18 protein-coding genes and 2 tRNA genes are annotated in these 22,770 nt (G+C 63.6%); 9 read left to right on the top strand and 11 right to left on the bottom strand.

Features of this window, described 5'->3' with window-relative positions:
* Window positions 1-283: 283 nt before the first annotated feature.
* Entirely contained in the window at window positions 284-787 is a 504-nt protein-coding gene (locus tag SSO01S_RS02460; RefSeq protein ID WP_157073596.1) for a hypothetical protein, read from the bottom strand.
* Window positions 788-1,509: 722 nt separating this feature from the next.
* Between SSO01S_RS02460 and SSO01S_RS02455 the strand changes: the two genes are divergently transcribed.
* Complete coding sequence (locus SSO01S_RS02455) at window positions 1,510-2,370, top strand: hypothetical protein (protein WP_066794641.1); 861 nt, start codon at window positions 1,510-1,512, stop codon at window positions 2,368-2,370.
* A 314-nt stretch (window positions 2,371-2,684) separates the two neighbouring features.
* Here the strand turns inward: SSO01S_RS02455 and SSO01S_RS02450 are convergent, their stop codons facing one another.
* Both SSO01S_RS02450 and SSO01S_RS02445 read right to left on the bottom strand, forming a co-directional pair.
* A complete protein-coding gene (locus tag SSO01S_RS02450; RefSeq protein WP_066794639.1) occupies window positions 2,685-3,188 on the bottom strand; it encodes a hypothetical protein in 504 nt (167 codons plus the stop codon).
* Between the two features lie 32 nt (window positions 3,189-3,220).
* Window positions 3,221-4,405, bottom strand: coding sequence for an RsmB/NOP family class I SAM-dependent RNA methyltransferase (locus tag SSO01S_RS02445; protein WP_066794637.1), 1,185 nt, complete (start codon window positions 4,403-4,405; stop codon window positions 3,221-3,223).
* 205 nt (window positions 4,406-4,610) lie between these two features.
* On the opposite strand from SSO01S_RS02445, the gene SSO01S_RS02440 reads away from it, so the two are divergent.
* Window positions 4,611-5,216: a hypothetical protein gene (locus tag SSO01S_RS02440; protein WP_066794635.1), complete on the top strand. Its 606-nt coding sequence runs from the start codon at window positions 4,611-4,613 to the stop codon at window positions 5,214-5,216.
* Window positions 5,217-5,244: 28 nt separating this feature from the next.
* Here SSO01S_RS02440 and SSO01S_RS02435 read toward each other — a convergent pair whose 3' ends face one another.
* The 5 genes from SSO01S_RS02435 to ettA all read right to left on the bottom strand — a co-directional run bounded on the left by SSO01S_RS02435 (window position 5,245) and on the right by ettA (window position 10,656).
* A complete protein-coding gene (locus tag SSO01S_RS02435) occupies window positions 5,245-5,643 on the bottom strand; it encodes a DUF1801 domain-containing protein (protein ID WP_066794632.1) in 399 nt (132 codons plus the stop codon).
* A gap of 63 nt (window positions 5,644-5,706) precedes the next feature.
* Entirely contained in the window at window positions 5,707-7,164 is a 1,458-nt protein-coding gene (gene guaB / locus SSO01S_RS02430; RefSeq protein ID WP_066794630.1) for an IMP dehydrogenase, read from the bottom strand.
* A 101-nt stretch (window positions 7,165-7,265) separates the two neighbouring features.
* Complete coding sequence (locus SSO01S_RS02425) at window positions 7,266-7,718, bottom strand: nucleoside deaminase (RefSeq protein ID WP_066794628.1); 453 nt, start codon at window positions 7,716-7,718, stop codon at window positions 7,266-7,268.
* A gap of 90 nt (window positions 7,719-7,808) precedes the next feature.
* Window positions 7,809-8,714 (bottom strand): DUF3108 domain-containing protein, encoded by a 906-nt coding sequence (locus SSO01S_RS02420; protein WP_066794627.1) that lies wholly within the window; start codon window positions 8,712-8,714, stop codon window positions 7,809-7,811.
* A gap of 262 nt (window positions 8,715-8,976) precedes the next feature.
* A complete protein-coding gene (ettA, locus tag SSO01S_RS02415) occupies window positions 8,977-10,656 on the bottom strand; it encodes an energy-dependent translational throttle protein EttA (protein WP_066794626.1) in 1,680 nt (559 codons plus the stop codon).
* Window positions 10,657-10,794: 138 nt separating this feature from the next.
* Between ettA and SSO01S_RS02410 the strand changes: the two genes are divergently transcribed.
* The 5 genes from SSO01S_RS02410 (at window position 10,795) to SSO01S_RS02390 (ending at window position 14,310) form a co-directional block, all read left to right on the top strand.
* A complete protein-coding gene (locus SSO01S_RS02410; RefSeq protein WP_066794624.1) occupies window positions 10,795-12,165 on the top strand; it encodes a M28 family peptidase in 1,371 nt (456 codons plus the stop codon).
* Between the two features lie 174 nt (window positions 12,166-12,339).
* Window positions 12,340-12,573: a hypothetical protein gene (locus SSO01S_RS02405; RefSeq protein ID WP_066794615.1), complete on the top strand. Its 234-nt coding sequence runs from the start codon at window positions 12,340-12,342 to the stop codon at window positions 12,571-12,573.
* Between the two features lie 127 nt (window positions 12,574-12,700).
* The gene (gene dctA, locus SSO01S_RS02400; protein ID WP_066794613.1) at window positions 12,701-14,038 is read left to right on the top strand and encodes a C4-dicarboxylate transporter DctA; all 1,338 of its coding nucleotides are present in this window, start codon (window positions 12,701-12,703) and stop codon (window positions 14,036-14,038) included.
* A 54-nt stretch (window positions 14,039-14,092) separates the two neighbouring features.
* A tRNA-Pro gene (locus tag SSO01S_RS02395) sits at window positions 14,093-14,169 on the top strand.
* A 64-nt stretch (window positions 14,170-14,233) separates the two neighbouring features.
* A tRNA-Ile gene (locus SSO01S_RS02390) sits at window positions 14,234-14,310 on the top strand.
* 5 nt (window positions 14,311-14,315) lie between these two features.
* Here SSO01S_RS02390 and SSO01S_RS02385 read toward each other — a convergent pair.
* Together SSO01S_RS02385 and SSO01S_RS02380 are read right to left on the bottom strand one after the other, a co-directional pair.
* Window positions 14,316-15,308: a polysaccharide deacetylase family protein gene (locus SSO01S_RS02385; RefSeq protein ID WP_066794610.1), complete on the bottom strand. Its 993-nt coding sequence runs from the start codon at window positions 15,306-15,308 to the stop codon at window positions 14,316-14,318.
* A 19-nt stretch (window positions 15,309-15,327) separates the two neighbouring features.
* Window positions 15,328-17,583: a sensor histidine kinase gene (locus SSO01S_RS02380; RefSeq protein WP_169798304.1), complete on the bottom strand. Its 2,256-nt coding sequence runs from the start codon at window positions 17,581-17,583 to the stop codon at window positions 15,328-15,330.
* A 150-nt stretch (window positions 17,584-17,733) separates the two neighbouring features.
* Here SSO01S_RS02380 and SSO01S_RS02375 point away from each other — a divergent pair, with 150 nt between their 5' ends.
* Window positions 17,734-18,195: an Lrp/AsnC family transcriptional regulator gene (locus SSO01S_RS02375; protein WP_066794603.1), complete on the top strand. Its 462-nt coding sequence runs from the start codon at window positions 17,734-17,736 to the stop codon at window positions 18,193-18,195.
* Between the two features lie 112 nt (window positions 18,196-18,307).
* On the opposite strand, the gene SSO01S_RS02370 is transcribed toward SSO01S_RS02375, so the two are convergent.
* Complete coding sequence (locus tag SSO01S_RS02370) at window positions 18,308-19,591, bottom strand: tetratricopeptide repeat protein (protein WP_066794601.1); 1,284 nt, start codon at window positions 19,589-19,591, stop codon at window positions 18,308-18,310.
* Window positions 19,592-19,858: 267 nt separating this feature from the next.
* On the opposite strand from SSO01S_RS02370, the gene gyrA reads away from it, so the two are divergent.
* Complete coding sequence (gyrA, locus tag SSO01S_RS02365; RefSeq protein WP_066794598.1) at window positions 19,859-22,603, top strand: DNA gyrase subunit A; 2,745 nt, start codon at window positions 19,859-19,861, stop codon at window positions 22,601-22,603.
* Window positions 22,604-22,770 lie beyond the last annotated feature (167 nt).

Genomic DNA, 22,770 nt, shown 5'->3' with positions numbered 1-22,770 from the left:
ACCGAGGGATGTGCGCGGGTGGTGTCCAAACAACGGGGGTTTCGGGGCGGTGTCAGGTGTTGGCCTTTTTCAGCCGCGCAGCTTTTGGATGATGACCCGCGGTAGCTGCCGTTGACGGCGACACCATTGTAGCGTCGTCGTCAAACTTGTCCCTCCGCTTCTATCCATGCAGCGAATTCCTCCTGCTGGAGGCCACCGTCAGATGCACGGACGCGGCTCGAGCCGCGAGTCTCCTCCGCACCCTGTCTTGTGGCCCGCGCCGATGCGCGAGTCACAAGGCGGTTCAGCCATCCACCTCACCCGCTTCGCCAATAATGTCGGGATCGACATCACTGGCAGGTACGGCCTTGTGCGACTGGGGCACCATCAGAAGTGGCACTTCCTGCTTCTGAGGCTTCGGCTTCTTGGGTGTGGCAGCACGGGCCTTGCTGCGAAGCGGCTGCGTCCGCCGCTTCGCAGCCCCACCCTTTATCGGAGGTGCCTTGGCGGTGGTGGGCCCGTGGCCCCGCTTGAGCCACTTGCGCACCGCCTTGTACAAGATGTGTGCAAGATGCGCCGTTTCGAGGAACCACCAGATCACCGCGACCGTAGTTACTGGATAGTGCACTACACCGGAGCCGACCTGATACGCGATGTTAACCAGTATCGTATTACCCAGGCCGACAAGTTGCCCCCAATGGTCGGGGTGAACCGCGGCAAATGCCTCGGTCACCGGCGACGGGAGGGGGGTCTCGCTGACCACTTTCACGCCGTGCTCAAAATGTGCTACGGACGCGACGGAGGCCATCGACCAGCGGAAGCCGCCTAGAATAGGCGACGGTATGGAATACGGGAGTCTCATTTCCCAATTTCCTTTTGTTCGAAGTCACCAAGCTTTCGGAATTGCCGTCGTCGGGTCGGGGTGGCAGCGCCAACTGCCGCCCCGATTCACATTCAAGACCCGGGCCAGCCCGTTCAGGCCGGGTCCACCCGCCTCAGGGCCCCAGCCCGGTACTGCGAACAAAAAAAACGCCGCGCGCTCCCATCGAGCGGCGGCGTTGCAAATCGTTCGCGCGCAAAGGCGCGGCGCGGGTTGCGCGGGTGTGAGCGTTACTCGGGGTAGCGCAGCTTTCCATCGTACTCGACCTTCCCGCGTTTGGGGCTCAGTTGGCTGTACTTGTTCGTCATGTTTCCGTCCCGGCTCACCGCCTGTTTGAAATCCGTCATGTCGATGCCCTCCAATTGCCCTGAACCTTTCGCGTCGATCCCGCCGAGCCGGCTCTTTTTTTGCCGTGACGAAATTGACGCTTGCGGCGATCTTCATAGCCTGTATGACGCCCAGCTTCAAGTAAGATACTGAGATAATTAGCCTTTTGTCCTGGGCCACCAATCACCGCTGGGCCATTTCAACAGGGGTCTTTGTGGCTTTGGGGCTTGGAAATTGCTCCGGCCACCAAACTTGGCTCAAGCCATGTTGCAGACGGTTTAAAGCGCGTTAGTCTTCAAAGCCGTGCAACAAACGGGGGGCGGATGACTGACGAGAAGAGGACACCCGGCGATACGCGTCGGGCGAGAACCCCCGCTGAGAAGGCTGCAGTCCGCGAACAGAGCGAAAAGGATCGGAAGACCGCAGATGAAAAGCGCCTGGCCGACTTCAAGGAAGCGCGCGACCGCCTTCGCAAGGTCTGCAACAATCGCGGAAACGCCAAGCTCTATTATCCGCTCTTTTCGCCGAACTGGGTCAGCGACATGCGCCGGAGCGAGGAAGAGAAACCCAGCGAGAAGCAGGGCAAGATCCAGCAGGACAGGTTGATCTGGTTCGACCGCAACCAGGTGCGTCTGACGCTGTACGATCAGCTCGCCGACGCCATCAACCATGATGCGACCGACCGGGATTACATCCTGAACCGATATCTCGGCGATTATCGCTACTTCCGGTACGCGGTGACGGGCCGCGAGGAAGCGCAATATGTCAGTGGCTGGGTGAGGATCGAGACGCGAGACGGTCGTCCAACGTTCAAACATTGGAGTCATGGACTGACCCCTGAAACCCATGCCCCAGTGCATTGGGGCTATGTCTACAGGGTCGAATCCAATTTGTTCTTCGCAGGCAGGGCAGCAGGGGTGCTCAGACTATCCATTGCCCGCACGATGCGCGGGACAGCCTCGTCGGATTATATGCCGGGCCTGGTGCTTTCGATGCGCAGCGACACCCGAGACCCCTTTGCGGCAAGGTTCCTGATGGTGCCGTGCGCGAACAAGCAGTTGCTGGCGCAGCTGGATCCGGATTTGCTGGGAAGCCGGGAGCACTTCAACCAGTTGGCCAAGGCTAACCGCGAACCGCATTACATGATCCTCGACGCGGGCAACGGCCAACGACCGACAGAGTGATGGCCTCAGGCCCAGAATTTCGGTCAGGCTGATGTTGAGACGAGCGGACGGCAGGTTTTGGCGGCGCGCTGCGCCAAGCTGAACGACCGCAATTAGGGCGCAAAGCCGACGTTACGCGACAGCCAAAGCCCTCCTGCCCTTTCCCCTTGCAATGTAGGATTTCACCTGCTTGGCTCAGCCGGTCGGCACTCCCGGCCGCTCTTTGAATTCGTTGGTCCAGCCGCCCGTCGTCGGTGCGAACATTGGGAACATTCGCGGGCGCGCGAACCGCGTTCTTGGTGTCACCTTAGTGTAACCTTTCGCGCCAACGCGCGTCAGGGCTTGGCGGGCGCTTCGGCTTTCTCGGCCTGCGCCGTCACGGTGGCGGGTGGCCCCTTTTCGATCGCGGCGGCGAGCACATTGGCGTCGTTGCAGCCTGCGGTGCAGATCGTCTTGATCTTGGCGAGGTTGGCCTTGGCCCGCTCCATCGCGCCCTTCGCCACCATCGCCTCGCCCTGCCCGCGCAGCGCGGCCAGGTCGTTGGGTTCGAGCAACAGCGCCTCGCGGTACAGGCGGATCGCCTTGCCCGGCAGGTTGCGGCTGCGGGAGATCTCGGCGAGCAGCACGAATGCCTCGCGGTTGCGCGGATCGACCACCAATGCGCTTTCGAGCAGGTCGTTCGCGCCTTCGACATTGCCGGCGGCCTGCGCGGCGCGGGCTTCCTGCACCAGCGCGGCCGATCGCGGATCGATCTGCGCATCGGGGCGCTGCGCCATCAGCGAGGTCGAGACCGAAAGGATCATCAGGGCAAAGGCGGCGGAAATCGCGGTGACGCGCATCGATAACTCCGAAAGGCTTGCCCTGTTCGCTATCATGGCCGCCGCATCTTCGCGACAAAAAAGCCGTCGGTCGAGTCCCTTAGCGGGGTGAGCCGCAGCCCGGCGCCGCGCGGCGTGCCCGCGCCCGGGGCCAGCGTCTCCACGGTCCAGCCGGGATAGGCTTTCAGGAAGGCGTCGGTCTGGCTCGCGCCCTCCTCGTCGAGCACGGAGCAGACGATATAGACCAGGCTCCCGCCCGGGCGGACGAGGTTGGCGCCGATCCGCATCAGATAGCGCTGCGTCTCGCCAAGCTGGGCCAGCCGGTGCGGGGTCAGCCGCCAGCGCGCCTCGGGGTTGCGGCGCCAGGTGCCGGTTCCCGAGCAGGGCGCGTCGATCAGCACGATGTCGGCCCGTCCGGCCTGGTCGGCCAGCTGGCTCTCCTCCTGCCGGGGGTTGAGCAGCCTTGTCTCGGCGATGGTCACGCCCGCCCGCTCGGCGCGCGGCTCCAGCCGTTGGAGGCGACCGCGATCCACGTCGCAGGCCAGGATGCTGCCCTGGTTCGCCATCATCGCCGCCAGCGCCAGCGTCTTGCCGCCCCCGCCCGCGCACAGGTCGATCACATGCTGGCCCCGCCGCGCGCCGCTGGCCAGGCTCACGATCTGGCTGCCCGCATCCTGCACCTCGATCTGGCCGTCGCGGAAAGAGGGCAGTTGCTCGACGGTCAGGTCGCTGGGCAGGCGCAGCCCGTCGGTGGTGAACGGGATCGGCTCCGCGCCCGGGATCTGCGCCAGCACCGCATCGGCATCGGCCTTGAGCGCGTTGACCCGCACGTCGAGCGGCGCGCGCTGGAGCAATGCCGCCTGCTCGTCGATCCCGATGTCCGAAGCGCGGAGCGCCTTGATCAACCAGTCATGCGCGAACGCGGGCTTGGCCGGAAGTTCGGCTGGGTCGATCGGGGCGGGTCCGTAGGGCGAGCCGTCGAACCAACCGGCGATCTCGGGCCGGTCCTTCGCCAGCGCCAGCAGCGCGGTGCGGCCGTTCTCCGGCGGCTTTCCGAGCAGGCGGATCGCGTCATAGACGAGCTCGCGGATCGCCCTGCGGTCCTTCGAGCCCGCATAGCGCCGCTCGGCGAACCAGCGCGCGATCAGCGTATCCGCCGCCGCGCCCTGATCGCGGGCAGCAGCGATGATCTTGTCGAGCAGCTCGATGGCGGCCTGGGCGCGGGCGGCGGGAGTCAAAAAGTCACCTGTGATAAAAGGTATGAGCCTGTGCGGCTCGCAAAACCAAGCCGCCGGGACGGAAGCAGAGCGGAGGTAACTTTACAACCAAAGACATGCCCTCGCACCGGAAAGCCCGCGTCCGAACTGGCCTGACGTTCGTAGCCGGAGTCTTGACCGCTCTTGGTGCCTTTCCCAAAACGGATCCACGTGGAGGGAATTAATTATGTCGATGCAAGCGCTTGCGATGCTTTCTTGGCTAATCAGCCCGGCTGCGGCGGAGCTCAAGACAGTCGATCAAGGGATAAAGCCGATCCGCACCCATATCCGGCGCTTCAAAGACGGACGGGTGAGCTGCCGATTTCTGGACGTTCCGAACCTCAGGCTTTCCTACAAACCGAACGGCAGCGGTGACGGGATTTACACCAGAGTTATCGACGATGGCTATGCAAAGGCCAAGCTACGAATCTGGTACAAGCTTGGCGCAGATGGCCGCCTATCGCTCGCCATTTCCAACCTGGAATTTTGGCACCGTGACCTTGTGCCGGGAACCCGCATGGGGCCGACCTACGTCACGCTCGATGGGCGCCCGGTACTCACCACGCCTACCAACTGGGCAAGCGAAGTCGTGGATCGGGTTACGATGCGGTATCTCCAGATCAACTTCGATTCCGGTGGCAAACCGACGACCTTTGGCATGGAGCGGGGCGAACGGATCCGGCTCCGCCTGACCTATGACAATGGTCAGGAAATGACGCATATCAACCTCAAGGTCGACGATGCCGCGAAGATCCTGCCCGTGCTTCGCGCCTCCGGAAACCGCTGCGAATGAGCGGTTCGCGGCATAACATCGGACGCCGCTAAGCGTCGGTGTTGATCCGCTCTAGCACGCCCTTGCGCTTGACGACGTTCTTGTAATCCCACTGGATCGTTCGCGCTTTCTCAAGCCAGCGCGCGAGCATCGCTGCGTCAATCTGGGCTACGTCGCAATACCGCACATCGGCAGCCTTGAACCTGCCCTCCGGCTTCAGCTCAGGCTCGTTGAACGATTGTCCACTCCAGAACAGCAGCTGCACGCCCTTCTTGCGCACCCAATAGCCGGCGACCGGATTGCCATCGAGAAACCAGACCGGCCCTCCATGCCAGACTTTGCTCTCGGCCTCGGGCAAGCCGCGTGATATCTCCTCGCAGAGCCGCGCACATATCGCCCGCATTTCGAGCACCTGCGCCTCATTATATGCCTCGACGTCTGGCGTCATCCTATCCCCCTGAGCGGACGAAGAATGCACATCTCCAACCGGATCAGGGAAATGGCAATCCCGTCACCGCGTCGGGTAATTCGGTGCCTCGCGTGTGATCGTCACGTCGTGCACATGGCTCTCGCGCAGGCCGGCATTCGTGATCCGCACGAAGCTCGCCCGCTTCTGCAGCTCGGGGATCGTCGCCGATCCGGTATAGCCCATCGCGGCTTTGATCCCACCCACAAGCTGGTGGATCACGTCACGCGCGGGCCCCTTATACGCAACCTGCCCTTCGATCCCTTCGGGAACGAGCTTGAGCTGATCCTTGATATCGCCCTGGAAATAGCGATCGGCCGAGCCGCGGCCCATCGCGCCTACTGAGCCCATGCCGCGATAGGATTTGTAGCTCCGCCCCTGATACAGGAACGTATCGCCCGGCGCTTCCTCGGTCCCTGCGAGCAGCGAACCGACCATGCAGGTCGATGCGCCCGCCGCCAGTGCCTTGGCGAGGTCGCCTGAAGTGCGCAGCCCGCCATCGGCGATCACTGGCACGCCGGACTTTGCAGCCTCGGCTGCGGCGTCCATCACCGCCGTGAGCTGCGGCACGCCCACCCCGGCGACCACCCGCGTGGTGCAGATCGATCCCGGCCCGATGCCCACCTTCACGCCGTCCGCGCCCGCGTCGATCAGCGCCCGGGTGGCCTCGCCCGTCGCGACGTTGCCGGCGATCACCTGCACGCGGTTCGACAGCTTCTTCACACGCTCCACGGCGCGAGCGACGTCCCTGTTATGGCCATGCGCCGTGTCGATCACGATCAGGTCGCATTCGGCATCGACCAGCGCTTCAGTCCGCTCGAACCCCTTGTCGCCCACCGTGGTCGCAGCGGCGACGCACAGGCGGCCGGCTTCGTCCTTGGTCGCGTCGGGATAGGTGACGGCCTTCTCGATATCCTTGACCGTAATCAGCCCGACGCAGCGATACGCGTCGTCCACCACCAGCAGCTTCTCGATCCGCCGCGAATGAAGCAGCCGCCGCGCTTCTTCCTTGCCTACGCCGGCCGAAACGGTCGCCAGGTTATCGCGCGTCATCAGTTCGGAAACCGGCTGGCCCGGATTTTCGGCGAAGCGCACGTCGCGGTTGGTCAGGATTCCGACCAGCTTGCCGCTGTCCTCCACCACCGGTATCCCGCTAATCCGATGGCGCTGCATCAGCGTGCGGGCATCGGCGAGCGTTCCGTTTGGCGTCATCGTGATCGGATTGACCACCATGCCGCTCTCAAAGCGCTTCACCGCGCGAACGGCCTCCACCTGCTGGCCAATGTCCAGATTGCGGTGCAGCACGCCGATACCGCCCAATTGCGCCATGACGATCGCCATGTCCTCTTCGGTAACGGTGTCCATCGCTGAGGAGATGATCGGGATATTGAGCGCAAGGCTCTTTGTCACGAATGTGCGCGTGTCCGCCATGCTCGGCAGAACTTCGGACTCGCCGGGAACGAGAAGAACGTCGTCGAAGGTGAGACCGAGCTTGATGTCCATGAAGTGCGCCAAAGTCCTGAGTCGAAGGTTGGCGGCCCATGTAACCGTGAGGGGGGAAATGCGCTAGGGGGCTGGCGAAGATGCGAACAACTCCGCCGATGCTATTCGGCGATATCCTCGTTCCACAGCGCCGGCCGGTCGGCTATGAAGCGGCCCATCAGTTCGACGCAGCGCGCATCGTTCGCGATCTCCACCTCCACGCCGTGCGTGCGCAGGAAATCCTCATTGCCGCCGAAATTGACGTTCTCGCCGATCACGACGCGCGGAATCTTGAACTGCACGATTGTGCCCGCGCACATCATGCACGGGCTGAGCGAGGTATAGAGCGTGGTGTCGGCGTAGCTCGCCTGGCGGCCCGCGTTGCGCAGCGCGTCCATCTCGCCATGGGCGATGGGGTCGCCGTTCTGGACACGCTGATTGTGCCCTTCCCCCAATATCTCCGGTCCACGCGCAAGCACCGAGCCGATCGGACAGCCACCCTCGTCATAGGATTTTCGCGCAAGTTCGAAGGCTCTGGTGAGCAATTCGGCGTCGTGCGTCTGCTCCTGGATCATACCACCAATATCAGCGACCTCGGTTTGGCGCGCAAGAGATGCGGACGCTCTAACGCGCGTGACGGTGCCGATCTCCTGCGCCTACGCAGATCATTGTGGAATCACGCTACAATCGCCGCCCGGCCTCTTGGTAAAGCCCCAGCCAGTATAGCCGAGATCGGCACGACCGGTTTTGCCTATGAAATAGCGTACCTCGGCACCCTCTTCACCGGTTTCGACCACCCAGGCGTCCTGCCCGGCGACCCTTTCGCTGCCGATCACCGTCAGCTCGAAGCGACCGGGTCCATCGTTATGGTGATATCTCGGCATGGAGAAAAACTCCCCCTGTGAGAGCGGCAACCCGGCCAGAAGCAGGCCATCGAGATGCCCGTCCCATATCCGACCGCTGAAGCGCGTCTGAACCGGCGCAACACCCGGCCGGGTGACGGTCAGATTTCCCGCGCCATAGGCGATGCGAACCTGCTCGACTCCGGCCTCGCGCCGGTCGAACGAAATCGGCGTTAGGTCACGCGCGCGCAGCACGAAATGATCGCGGATGTTGGTCGCACCTTCCCGCTGCCAATTATGAACGATCACATCCCACGCAGGCTTGCCCTCCGCGACGATCGGCCGAACCGTCTGCCGGATAACGCCAAGCTGCCGGGTCCCACGCAGATACGCATAGCATTGGGTACCGGCGGCAAGCCGCGTGCCGTCGACCTCAGGCTCCGCAGCGTGCAGCGCCCGCGCGCAACGGCGAAGCATGTCGACTGCCGCAGCGTCGGCATTGAACGTCACCTGCATCATATTGCCATGCCCCTGCGCGACCACGTGTCTGGCGGCCGCGAGCGGTTCGAAAAATCCTTCAGGGCGTGACAGGATCGCGCGGAAACCGTCGCCGCCGAACGTCGTGCCACCCTCGCCGGAAGCGGCTATGCCACCCAGCGAAAGCGTAACAGGATAGCGCTTCCCCGGGTCGGATCTGGGCCATGCGGAGTCGGTGACTAACACGAACATTCGTGCGCCCTTCGCATCCTGAGGCGAGAGGGTCAGTTTCCCCCTGCCTGTAGATGCCGCGAGAAAGCATGCGCCAGACTCGGTATAGAATTTCCATCCGCCGAACTGCCGGGCCGGGAAATCGGCTGCACTTTGCGCAAGCACTGGCGACGCCGCGCAGCACGCCAGCATGCACGCCAACATCCTGATACGACCCATCACGCCCTCCCCGCCTGAACGCGGGGAAGTTAAGCCGAAGCGCAGTCCGTCGCCAATGAAATGATCAGCGCGTCAGCTTCTTGTACGAAAGCGCGGTCGGGCGATCGGCGGCATCGCCGAGGCGACGGCGCTTGTCTTCCTCATAGCTCTCGAAATTGCCTTCGAACCATTCGACATGGCTGTTGCCTTCGAACGCCAGGATGTGCGTCGCGAGGCGATCGAGGAAGAAACGATCGTGGCTGATCACCACAGCGCAGCCCGCGAAGTTTTCGATGGCTTCTTCCAGAGCGCCCAGCGTTTCGACGTCGAGATCGTTGGTCGGTTCGTCGAGCAGCAGCACGTTGCCGCCCCGCTTCAGCATCTTGGCGATGTTGACGCGGTTACGTTCGCCGCCCGAAAGCTTGCCGACATTTTTCTGCTGGTCGGAACCCTTGAAGTTGAACGCGCCGACATAGGCTCGGGTCGACTGGTCGTGTCCGTTGACCTTCATGTAATCGAGCCCGTCCGAGATTTCCTCCCAGACATTGTTCTTGTCGTTCAGATGGTCGCGGCTCTGATCGACATAGCCGAGCCGCACGGTCGAGCCCATTTCGATCGTACCGCTGTCGGGCTGTTCCTGGCCGGTGATCAGCTTGAAGAGCGTGGACTTGCCGGCGCCGTTCGGGCCGATCACGCCGACGATGCCGCCAGCCGGCAGCGTGAAGGACAGGTTCTCGAACAGCAATTTGTCGCCATAGGCCTTCGAGATATTGGTCACCTCGATCACCTTGCCGCCCAGGCGCTCCGGCACCTGGATGACGATCTGGGCCTTGCCGGGCGTACGGTTCTGCTGCGCTTCGACGAGTTGCTCGAACTTGGCGATACGCGCCTTGGACTTGGTCTGGCGACCCTTTGCGCCCTGCCGGATCCATTCGAGTTCGTCCTTGATCGCCTTCTGGCGACCCGATTCCTCGCGATCCTCCTGCTCGAGGCGCTTCGACTTCTTCTCCAGATATGTCGAGTAATTGCCCTCGTACGGGAAATACTTGCCGCGATCGATCTCGAGGATCCATCCGACGACGTTATCGAGGAAATAGCGATCGTGGGTGATCATCAGCACCGCACCGGCATATTCCTTGAGATGGTTTTCCAGCCAGTTGACGCTTTCCGCGTCGAGATGGTTGGTCGGTTCGTCGAGCAGCAGGATCGACGGCTTTTGGATCAGCAGGCGGGTGAGCGCGATGCGGCGCTTTTCACCGCCCGAGAGGTTCTCCACCGGCCAGTCGCCCGGCGGGCAGCGCAACGCTTCCATCGCGACTTCGAGCTGGTTGTCGAGCGTCCAGCCGTCGACCGCGTCGATCTTGGCCTGAAGATCGCCCATTTCCTCCATCAGCGCGTCGAAATCGGTGTCGTCCTTGGGATCGCCCATCTCGGCCGAGATCGCGTTGAAACGCTCGACCAGATCGGCTGTCTCGCGCGCGCCGTCTTTGACGTTCTCCAGCACGGTCTTGGTTGGATCGAGCTGCGGCTCCTGCTCTAGATAGCCGACGGTGATGTTCTCTCCCGGCCATGCTTCGCCGGTGAAATCCTTGTCCACGCCGGCCATGATCTTCATCAGCGTCGACTTACCGGCGCCGTTCGGGCCGACGATGCCGATCTTGGCACCCTGATAGAATTGCAGGTTGATGTTGCTGAGCACCGGCTTGGGGGCGCCGGGGAAGGTCTTGGTCATGTCCTTCATGACAAAGGCGTATTGGGCGGACATCGATGGACTCCGTTTCGGGATATTCGAGTGCGGGAATTTGGCCGGGCATGTAGCGATGCGACCGCCGCTTTGCAATTCGGGCGCGGGCATGCGGCGGCGCATTGGCAAATGCCACGGGCGTGGTTAGCCTCCCCGCTCATGAACAAGCGCATCCTGCTCGCGGCCGCAGCCGCCCTCGCCCTTCCCCTCCCCGCTCTCGCGCAGACCGACGTGGCAGCGCTGCGCGATGCGGCGCTCAAGGACGATCTCGCCTGGGAGATTACCGAGGGGCTGACCACCGAGATCGGCCAGCGCCTCGCCGCGACCGAGGCGGAGGCCCGCGCGCGCGACTGGAGCGTGAAGAAGCTGACTTCGCTCGGCTTCCGGAATGTCCGCATCGAGACGTTCAAGATGCCGGTCTGGGTTCGTGGCGAAGAAAAGGCCGAAGTGCTCGGCGGATCGGCCCAGAAGCTCGTCGTCGGCGCGCTCGGCAATTCCGGGTCGACCGGGCCGAAGGGCGTTGAAGGCGAAATCGCCTATTTCCCGACCTTCGCCGATCTCCAGGCCGCACCCGCCGGCAGCCTGAAAGGCAAGATCGCCTTTATCAGCCATGCAATGACCGCGACGCAGGACGGCTCGCAATATGGTCCGTCGGGCGGGGCGCGGCGCATGGGGCCGTCGATCGCGGCCAGCAAGGGCGCGATTGCCGTGCTGATCCGGTCGATCGGCACCGATTATCATCGCAATCCGCATACCGGCGGCACGAGCTGGGCCAAGGACCAGAAGCCGATCGCTGCGGCTGCCCTGCCCCTGCCCGACGCTGAACAGCTCGAACGGCTGCTGAAGCGCGGCCCCGTCCGGATGAAGCTGACCATCACGCCCGAGTTCAAGGGCGACGGCGAATCCGGCAACGTCATCGCCGAAGTGCCCGGAAGCGATCCTGCCGCAGGCATCGTGCTCGTAGCCTGCCATCTCGATAGCTGGGATCTGGCCACGGGCGCGATCGACGACGCATCGGGCTGCGGCATCGTCACCGCTGCGGCCAAGCGCGTGATGGACGCGGGCCAGCCGCGCCGCACGATCCGTATCCTGTGGGCGGGCGCCGAGGAGCCGGGCGTGTTCGGCGGACGCGCCTATTTCGAAGCGCATAAGAACGAGTCTCACGCGCTTGCCGCCGAATCCGATTTCGGGGCGGACCGCATCTGGCGGGTCGATTTCAAGCTTCCCAGCAGCGCCATGGCGATGGGCGACCGGATCGTTTCAGCGCTGGCTCCGCTGGGCATTACCCGCGGCCAGCAGCCGGCGGGTGGCGGTGCCGATGTCGCCGCGGTCATCGACGCGGGGTCCGCAGGCATCGACCTGCAGCAAAGCGGCCTTCGCTATTTTGATTACCACCACACACCCGACGACACGCTGGACAAAGTCGATCCCGTCCAACTGCGGCAGAACGTTGCCGCATGGACCGCGACAGTCGCAATTGTGGCAAATGCACCGGAAGAGATCGGTCGGGTCGAAAAGGCAAAACCCTGACGGCGGACGGGTTTCCGTGGCCAATCTTGGCCCAAATACGGCCAAAAAATGTCGAAACGCCTTCATTTCGTCGAAAATGAGATTGACGAAGGCGGAAACCTCGCTATTGGAACAGTTCGCAACGGCCGTTCGGGCCGGTAGCGAAACGTTTTAAGTCCCATTGGGAGCGATCGCATGAAGAAGATCCTTACCGTTGTCGCCGCTGCTGGCCTGGTCTCGCTGGCCGCCTGCAACAGCACCCCGACCAACACCACCGCAGAGAACGTCGCTGCTGACGAGTCGGCCAACGCCGCTGCATACGACGCCGCTGCAGACAACACCTCGAACGTCGTCGAGGCAGCAGTTCTCGAGAACAAGGCGGAAGTCGCCGAGAACAAGGCTGATGCAGCTGCCGCAAACGCGCACTGAGATTTGACGCCGGAGCGTTCGCGCTCCCCGGATATCTAGCGAAAGGGCGCTCTCGCAAGGGAGCGCCCTTTTTGCATTGGGGCTCCCGCCGCCCTTCCCTATGCTTGTCTGCAGCAGGGGAGAGAATATGGGCGCGATCGCCACCGGATACGCAGGAAAGCAGCCAGCACCGCAGCCCTTCTGGCGGCATCTCTATTTCTGGGTGCTGGTCGGCATCGGCGGAGGCGTTGCCTTGGGCGCGCTCGCCCCGGCATGGGGCGCGGCGTGCGAATGGATCGGCCTCGCCTTTGTCGATCTGGTCAAGATGATCATCGCCCCGGTGATCTTCCTCACCGTGGCCACGGGCATCGCCGGATCGGGCGGATTGCGATCGACTGGACGCGTCGCGCTCAAGGCCTTTGGCTATTTCCTGTTCTTCTCCACGCTGGCGCTGATCGTCGGTCTGATCGTCGCGCACTGGATCCAGCCGGGTGCCGGGATGGACGTCGATCCGTCGGCGCTCGACGCCAGCCGCGTGCTCGGCTTTGAGGAAAAGGCGCACGAAACCACGATCACCGGCTTCATCCGCGCCATGATCCCGACGACATTATTGTCGGCCCTGACCAGCGGCTCGATCCTCCAGGTCTTGCTCGTGGCGATCCTGTTCGGCGTATCGCTGGCGATGGTCGGGGAGCCGGCCCGCCCGGTGACCGAAATGCTCGAACGCCTTGGCACCGTGGTCTTCCAGCTCGTCCGCATCGTGATGTTCGCGGCGCCGTTGGGCGCTTTCGGCGCAATAGCGTTCACCGTCGGAAAATATGGGATCGGCGCGCTCGCCAACCTCGCCTGGCTCGTCGGCAGTTTCTACGTCACCGCGCTGATCTTCGTGCTCGTCGTGCTCGGCGCGGTCTCGGCATTGGCGGGCTTCTCGATCTTCAGGCTGATCCGCTATCTCAAGGCTGAGTTGCTGCTCGTGCTCGGTACTTCCTCGTCCGAAGCCGCCTTGCCCGCGCTGATCGACAAGATGGAGCGCGCAGGCGTCGGCAAGCAGGTGGTCGGGCTGGTCGTGCCGCTCGGCTATTCGTTCAACCTCGACGGCACCAACATCTATATGACGCTGGCGGCGCTCTTCATCGCGCAGGCGTGCGGCGTGGATCTTTCGCTGGCGGACCAATTGCTGCTCCTGGGTGTGGCGATGCTCAGTTCAAAGGGGGCTGCGGGCGTGACCGGTTCGGGCTTCATCACGCTCGCAGCCACGCTGGCGGTGGTACCCAGCGTGCCCGTTGCTGGGATGGCGCTGATTCTCGGCGTGGATCGCTTCATGAGCGAATGCCGCAGCATCACCAACTTCATTGGCAATGCCGTGGCGACCGTCGTGGTGGGGCGTTGGGAAGGCGCGATCGACCGGCAAAAGCTGGCGGATGCGCTGGAGGGCCGCATCGAATCCCGCCCGGCACGCATCGCTGCGGAGGCGGATGCGGATTGAATTCCACCAATCGCTTTACCCGGCGTGTTTTTATGGTCTAAGCGCGCCCGGCGTCGGGGAGTGGCGCAGTCCGGTAGCGCGCCTGCTTTGGGAGCAGGATGTCGCAGGTTCGAATCCTGTCTCCCCGACCATCGACGGCCCGAGGCGTTTACGCGCTGTTCGATCGCGTAAGGTTTGGGCCGTTCGTTGCGGGTGGGGCCTGTAGCTCAATTGGTTAGAGCCGGCCGCTCATAACGGCTTGGTTGCGGGTTCGAGTCCTGCCGGGCCCACCAGCTCCTCACTCGGCTGCCGCGATCACCTGATCGAGCGATGCAGGGCGGACCCCGAGCTGCACCAGCAGCGCAAAAATCTCGCCCCACCAGCGGAAGAACGCCTGGAGAGCAGCCGCGTCGCGCACGAAGGGAGTGTGTCCCGGCTCGATTGACGGCGAATGGAAAGAGAAGTTCAGCAGGCGCAGCCCCTCGCCCACTGCGACGCGCACTGCTTCCTTCGCGTCTTCCAGCGGCATTTCCTCCGGCGTCAGCGCGACGCGCGAGAGCATGCCGAGCCGGGAGGCAACGCCATATCCCTTCGGAATCCCGCGCAGCGCCCGATACAGCCCCGCGCCGCCGCGCCGGCCCCAGCCCGTATATACAGTGGTGAGCGGGAGCTCGATCATTGATCCGTTGCGGAAAGCGTCGTTGGGCACCTCCGAGAAATCGGGGCCACCCTCCCCGGAATAATCATAGCCCGAGCGCATCGACGTATCGACGCGATAGCCATGGCGCGCGAGCAGCTCCAGGGTCTGGGGACCGACACCATAGCGTCCGGCGCGATAGGCCAGCGGACGCCGACCAAATGCCGCTACGATCGACTCGGTCAGGGTAATGAGCTTCGCTTCCTGCAATCCGGACGACAAATTTCCGGTGAAGCTGTTGAAATTGCTCACCTCCTCGTCGAACGGCGGACTGACCCAGGGGTGAAGCTGGGTGCCGATCGCCGAGCGTCCATCCGCGATCAGTCCCTTAAGCACCTCGATCGCCACGGGCGATGTCGCGATGGGATGATCGACCAGATAGGTGAGCGGAACATGGTGCGCCGCGAAATAGGCATGCGCCGCGGGCAACGCCTTCATGTGGCTGACCCCGCGCGAATCGCGATCTAACGGCTTGCTCCAGTCGAATTCCTCTTCGGTATCGACGAAAATCGTGAACCGGGTGCCGAAATCCGCCGGCCACGCGATCCGCGAACCCGGATCGGGCGCAGGTACACGATACCCCCCGGATTTCACTCGTCCCCCCTCGCCCGCTTTAGTTCAGATTAGCCTGACCTACGATTGCGGTTTCAGAGGCAGGGAGGCGCAAAGTCAAGCTTTCGGGCTCGATCAGCATCGTGCCGCCCATTTCGCGGGCAAGATTACGCGCGAGACGCAGCGCGAAGCCAGTGCCGAGTAACGTCATATCCTCGCGCTCGTCATCGATGCCGAGAACGGAATCGCCTGGATAATCCGCCAGCGCCTGCGGGCGATCGATCGAGATGGCGACCATGCCATCGCCCGCAACTGCCATGTTCACGCCGATCCGCTCGCCGGCGCGGCTGGCGGATACCAGAGTTGCAAGCAAGCGGGCCAGCAACCGCTCGACTGCACGACGGTCACCCGTAACGGCCAGATCGTCGATCGGAAGCGCGAGAAGCGAGCCGCGCAGGGCCACCAGCGGTGCAAGGTCGTCGGCGATTCCCGCGAGAAGCGGGCGGAGCGCAACCCGGCCGGGCACCAAGGCCAGCGCCGCGCTGTCAATGCGCGCCGCCAGATCGAGATCGTCGATCGCGCCCAGCAATTCGCGCGCCTGGGTACGGATTTCCGCCGCCCGCCCGCGATACGGATCGCTCACCGGCCCCAGGATCTGGCTTTCGATCATTTCGGCAAAGCCGGCAATCGCGTTGGTCGGCGTGCGCAGTTCGTGCACAAGCTGGCGGAGTGAATCTGGCGGGATCGGCGGCTGCGCCTGGCGAACCGGCTCTGCACGCTCATCCGGGCGGGGGCGCCGAGCGGTGCCGCGATAGCCGGTGAAACGGCCATTGGCAGGGTCGAATACCGGAATGCCGGAGATCAGCCAGTCGCCGGCTGCATCCGATTCGCTTTCGATCGCAAGACGCGCATTCGAAAAACCTGCACGGCGGCGGAACGCGCCAACGGCAACCCCGTCAACTTTCGACGCCTCGGGCACGCCCGCCGCCGCTTGCACATCGAGCGAAAGCCCGATCAATGCCGCGCGGCTCACACCCTCGACCCAGCGGAACACGCCCTTCGAATCGGTTTCGAAGCGGAAATGGTCGGCTAGCGGAGCCGGACGCTGCCCATTCTCCTCGCGATTGCGCCAAAAGGCATCGATCCTTGCGACGACCTCGGCAATTTCGAATGTGCCGCCCTTATCGGCAGCGCCCGCAGGCCCTCCCTCGCCAAGCATGTCGAACGCGTCGCCCGGCGCTTCGATCACGGACAGATCCCTATCATCCATGTCCCGACCCTGTGGCCCCGAAGCGTCCGGCGCAATCGCTTCCGCGGGGGCCATTGGCTCGACTGTCCCGCTTTGGACCGGGCTGCGAACAACTTCCTCCTCGACGGCGAAATTCCTTGTGGAACCCGGCAGCACCGCCGCCGTCTCTGCAAGCGCGACGAAAGAAAAATCCTCCGCTTCAACGAGTGCCGCAGGCACTGCGACGATCGCTTCGGGCGCAGTAACGGGGTCCTCCGCGAGTTCCTCCGCTTCCACGGGCGCAGGAGAGTCCACGGCGACAACCTCTTCCACCGGGGCGGGTGGAACTTCCGGCGGCCCCTCCGAGAGGGCGGACATTTCCGCCGGTTCCGGATAATGCACGGGGATCGCATATGCGACCGGTTCAAGCGCTTCCGCCCCGTTCGCGATCACCGGCGCGATCTCGACCGCAGGCGGCGCAGTCTCCGGTTCAGGCGAGGGTTCGGCAACAGGCGCAGCGAGCATCTCACCCGCATATGCCGATGCCTCTTCCGGCGATTCCACCGCTGGCGAGACCGCTTCCACGGGCATAGCCGCCGGTTCCGGCATCGCCTCGGCGGCTTCCTTCACGCTTTCGTCCGGCAGCACGAAGTCGCTCGGACCGAAGGCCTCAAGCGCGCGCTTGACGATAGGGCCCAGGTCGCGCCGGTTGCGCAGAAGCTGGCGGCCCGACGGGGCAAGCTCGGGAAGCAGCTGAATCCATTCCGCCGATGTCATGCGCGCACTGCGCAGCACCGGCAGCGCCACGGCAAGCTCATCCACGGCAAACAGCCGCACCAGCGGGGCCGGAGGATCGGCAAATTCCAACGCGCGGGCGGTAGAGGCGCGTACGGTGAGGGGGACCTGCGCCCGAATCGTGCGCAGCACGCTCATGGCTCGGGCATCGGCGGGAACGCGCCTGCGACCGATCAGGTCCACCACCTGCCGCCATGCCGATTGCGCGGCCTGGGGAGAGCCCAGATCGGCTGCCAGCACAGTCTCCAGAGTGTCGTCGAAGCGCAATGCAAACCCACCGGTTACAGGCGCCAAAACGCGCGCCGTAACGATTCTTTAACTGGTGAAACGCGCATCCGGAACAGGCGATTTCGATACGGCTCAATGTGGGACAATTGCGTTGCGGCGTAATTATATTATGTCTAAGCGCAGCAATTGGACACGAATCAACAGCCAGGGGCAAATATGGGTTTCGACGACATTGATGTCCGGATTCTTTCGTTGCTCCAGGATAATGGCCGGATGACCAATGTTGAGCTGGCCGAAAGGGTCGGCCTTACCGCCCCGCCCTGCCTTCGCCGCGTTCGCGCGCTGGAGCAATCGGGCGCGATCACCGGCTATCACGCGGCGCTCGATCCGGCTGCGCTCGGCTATAATCTCACGGTGTTCGCGATGGTCAGCCTGAAAAGCCAGGCGGAAAGCGACCTCCAGGCATTTCAGCAACTTGTCGCCGAAATTCCCGAAGTGCGCGAATGCCACATGCTGAATGGGGAAATCGACTTCATCCTCAAGATCGTCGCGCCCGATCTGCAGAGCTTCCAACGGATCCTGACCACCAAGCTCACGACGGCACCCAATGTCGAGCATGTGAAGACGTCGCTGACGATCCGCACGTCGAAGGCGCTGCCCGGCGTTCCCGTTCCTTAACAGTCGCGATCGGTCGGCTCGCGAAGCGCACGCCTCCCGATTACTGCATCGCTGGAATCAAAAAGGGCGGCCCGTCAGGGCCGCCCTTTGCTTATCGGCTCGTCACCACGGCTCAGCTGAGCGGCGGCAAGTCGAGCGAGGTGGTAAAGAGCGTCGCAAGGTTGGCGAGCGGCCCAGCCTGCACTGCGGCGAAGGCAGTGCGCGCCTGATCCTTCTGGCCGAGCTGCTGGTATGCGATGCCGCGGTGCAGGTTCACCTCGTCCGCGTTCACGCCGCCCTTGCTCAGCGCCAGGTCGTACAGCTCTACTGCACGGGCATAGGCGCCCGAAGCGAGGAGCGCGTCGCCAGTCTGCATTGCAGCCTTGCCGTCTTTCGCCGCGGCGGCCTGCTTCGCCTGCACATCGAGCGAACCTTCGGTCTTTACCATGTTGGTGGCCGCGGTGAACGTCTTGTTCACATCGGCATCGTCCTTGGACACTTTGCCGGCCTTGCGGCCTTCCTCGATCACCGACACCGCTTCCCAGGGGAGACCTGCCTGCTGTGCCGCATAAGCATAGTCCGCATATTCGCCACGATTGGGCAGGCTGTTGGTTACGCGCAGCAGACGGAAGGAATCGATCCGCTCCACCTTGGCGTTCGCGCCAGCCGGAGCTGTGCTGCGATAGACCTGCACCGCCCACTGCCAGTTCTTCTGCGTCGGATATTCAGTGATGAAGCGCGACAGCCATGAAGCCATCGCCGCACGATCGCCCGTGGCGTTCACGCGCGGGATCGCGAACTGGTACCAAGCCTCCGGCGCCTTGCCGCTCTTCGCCTTGGCGATCGCGATGGCGCGTTCGAGTTCGGCGATCGATTCGACGTTCTTGTTCTGCGCGGCATAGGCATTGGCTAGGACGATCGGCACGTCGACCTCGGTCGAGCCATATTCGCGCGCCTTGAGCATATAGGCGATCGCCTCATCATGCTTCTTCGCCTTCGAAGCGCGCACGCCAAGCTGGTAGTTGAACACCGCGCCGTAGAGCTTCACGTTCTCCGGAGGCGTCTTCGGATTGGAGATCAGCGTATTGAGCGCTTTGAGCTGCCCGTCCTCGTTGTTGCGTCCGAGTTCGAGCTTCAGGCGCAGCACGGCTGCGTAGTATCTCTCATCCTCGTTCTTGGAGAGGCCTTCCGCTGCGGTTAGGTTGGTGTCCATCGTCGCCCAGTCCTTAGCCGCAAGCGCGGCTTCGGCCGCAGCCGCCGCCTTGCGATACTCGGGGCTCACGTTCAGATCGGGCCCGCTCTGGCCCTTTTTCTCGTTCTTCTTGTCGTTCTTCTGGGCCGCTGCGGGTGAAGCGCCAAGCGCAGCGGTGCCCAGGGTAAGCACAGCGGCCATCGCGAGCTTGGAAACGAACGTCATGGGGAACTCTCCTCAAGGGGAAACGCGGACGGTTTTGCCTGCCCTCTAAATTGCCGCGACGCGCCACACAAGCGCATCTCCGGTCCCGTTGCCGCACAGGGGCTGAACGCGAATTGAATGATGAGGTTCAAAATCCGCCTCTCCGAAGGCCCTCTCGCGCGCATGCGCCCGCGTGCGCGCGTACATGTGCGTACGCGAGGCTTGGCAGCCGCGAACGGGGCGGCTAGGGCGGTGTGATTGAAACCTAGCCAATCGGAAACCTGAGATTTGACCGACGAGACCGTCCTCGCCGACCCTTCGAACATTACCCCAATCTCGATCGTCGACGAGATGAAGACCAGCTATCTCGATTACGCGATGAGCGTGATCGTGGCGCGTGCGCTGCCGGATGTGCGCGACGGTCTGAAGCCCGTCCATCGTCGCATCCTCTATGCCGCGCAGGAAGGCGGCTATCTGCCGGGCAAGGCCTATCGCAAGTCCGCCCGCCTGGTCGGTGACGTGATGGGTAAATACCATCCGCACGGCGACAGCTCGATCTACGACGCGATGGCACGCATGGCCCAGGATTGGGCGATGCGGGTGCCGCTGATCGATGGTCAGGGCAATTTCGGCTCGATGGATCCCGATCCGCCCGCCGCCATGCGCTACACCGAAGCGCGGCTGGCGAGGGTGGCGATGGCGCTGCTCGACGATATCGACAAGGAAACCGTCGATTTCGTGGACAATTATGACGGCTCGGAGAGCGAGCCCTCGGTCCTCCCTGCCCGCTTCCCCAATCTGCTGGTCAACGGCGCCGGCGGCATCGCCGTCGGCATGGCGACCAACATCCCGCCGCATAATCTGGGAGAAGTGATCAACGCCTGCCTCGCATATATCGAGAATGGCGCGATCACGATCGACGAGTTGATGGAGATCGTGCCCGGTCCGGATTTCCCGACCGGCGGAACGATCCTCGGCCGCTCGGGCTGCCGTTCGGCGTACCAGAACGGGCGCGGCTCGATCATGGTCCGCAGCAAGTACGTGACCGAGCAGCGCGGCGAACGCCGTTCGATCGTGCTGACCGAGATCCCGTACCAGCAGGGCAAGAACCGCCTGGTCGAGCTGATCGCGGAAGCGGCAAAGGAAAAGCGCGTCGAGGGCGTCAGCGACATTCGCGACGAATCGAGCCGCGAAGGCGTGCGCATCGTCATCGATCTGAAGCGCGATGCTACCCCCGAAGTCGTTCTCAACCAGCTCTGGCGCAATACACCCGCCCAATCCTCCTTCGCGGCGAACATGCTGGCGATCCGCGGTGGCCGCCCCGAGCTGCTCAACCTGCGCGACATCGTCGAGGCCTTTGTCAGGTTCCGCGAAGAGGTCATCACCCGCCGCTCGAAGTTCGAGCTCGCCAAAGCGCGTGACCGCGCACACATCTTGCTCGGCCTGGTGATCGCCGTCACCAATCTCGACGAGGTTGTGAAGATCATCCGCGGCTCGCCGAGCCCCGCCGTCGCCCGCGAACGCCTGCTCATGCGGGAATGGCCGATCGCCGAGATCGCGTCGTACATCCGTCTCGTCGAAGCAGTCGAAACCGAGATTACGGGCGATGTCTATCGCCTGAGCGATATCCAGGTCCGCGCGATCCTCGATCTGCGCCTGCACCGCCTCACCGGCCTCGGTCGTGACGAGATCGGCGACGAACTGGCAAAGCTCGCCGAGACGATCGCCGAGCTGCTTGAGATCCTCGGTAACCGCGCGAAGCTCTACGAAGTCATGGTCGAAGAGCTGACCGCCGTTCGCGATCAGTACGCGACCCCGCGCCGCACCGAGATCGCCGCCGCTGCCGATGGCATCGAGGACGAGGATTTGATCGAGCGCGAGGACATGGTCGTCACCGTGACCCTCGAAGGCTATATCAAGCGCACGCCGCTCGACACGTTCCGGGCGCAGCGCCGTGGCGGCAAGGGCCGCGCCGGCATGGCGACCAAGGACGAGGATATCATCACCAACCTGTTCGTCACCTCGACGCACACGCCGGTGCTGTTCTTCTCGAACCATGGCAAGGTCTATCGCCTGAAGGTCTGGCGCCTGCCCGAGGGTGGCCCCGCCACCAAGGGCCGGCCGATGATCAACCTGCTGCCGCTGGCCAATGGCGAGACGATCTCGACCGTGCTGCCGCTGCCGGAGGACGAGAACGAATGGGGCGCGCTCCATGTCATGTTCGCGACCGCCAAGGGTTCGGTGCGTCGCAACTCGATGGATGCGTTCGCCAACATCCGCTCGTCGGGCAAGATCGCGATGAAGTTCGAGGAAGGCTCGGACGATCGCCTGATCGGCGTGTCCTTGCTCACCGAGGACGACGACGTGCTGCTCGCCACCCGTCAGGGCAAGGCGATCCGCTTCGCCGCGACCGACGTGCGCGAGTTCCAGAGCCGCGATTCGACCGGCGTGCGCGGCGCTCGCCTGGGCGAGGACGATGAGGTTATCTCCCTCTCGGTGCTGCGCGCGTTCGACGCCACCACCGAGGAGCGCGATGCCTATCTCAAGGCCGCGCCGTGGAAGGATGGCGAGCGCGAAGTCACCCTCAGCCCCGAGCGGATGGCTGAGTTCGCCGACAATGAGGAGTTCATCCTCACCGTCTGCGCCAACGGTTATGGCAAGCGCTCGTCCGCCTATGAATATCGCAAGACCAATCGTGGCGGTCAGGGCATCACCAATATCGACAATCTCAAGCGCAACGGCCCTGTGGTCGCAAGCTTCCCGGCGCATAACGGCGAACAGCTCATGCTGGTCACCGATCAGGCCAAGCTGATCCGCATGTCGGTCGGCGACACCCGCGTGATCGGCCGCAACGCATCGGGCGTGAAGCTGTTCGACGTGGCCGACAACGAGCATGTCGTCTCGGCCGCCCGGATCGAAGAGAGCGAGGACGAAGCGGAAGTCGATCTGGCCGATGGCCCGGTCGCCGATGCCCCCACGCCCGATGGCGACACCGGCGAGGATCTGGCTGCGGGTCCGGCCGACGACGAATGACACCCCACAGTGGACGCGGGCTCGCGCTCGGTCCACGGCGTGCAGATGCGCTCAACGTCATTCCCGCCAAAGCGGGAACCCAGGGTTCAGCGCGATGCGTTTGGTGCTCTCGTTTCCCGCTTTGGCGGGGATGACGGTTCGAGTGGGATCTGTCCCGCTGACGTTAT

Source organism: Sphingomonas soli NBRC 100801 (assembly GCF_001591025.1).
GTDB classification, from domain to species: domain Bacteria; phylum Pseudomonadota; class Alphaproteobacteria; order Sphingomonadales; family Sphingomonadaceae; genus Sphingomonas; species Sphingomonas soli.
The sequence above is the reverse complement of the archived record's forward strand: the minus strand, read 5'-3'. Positions and strand labels throughout refer to the sequence as shown.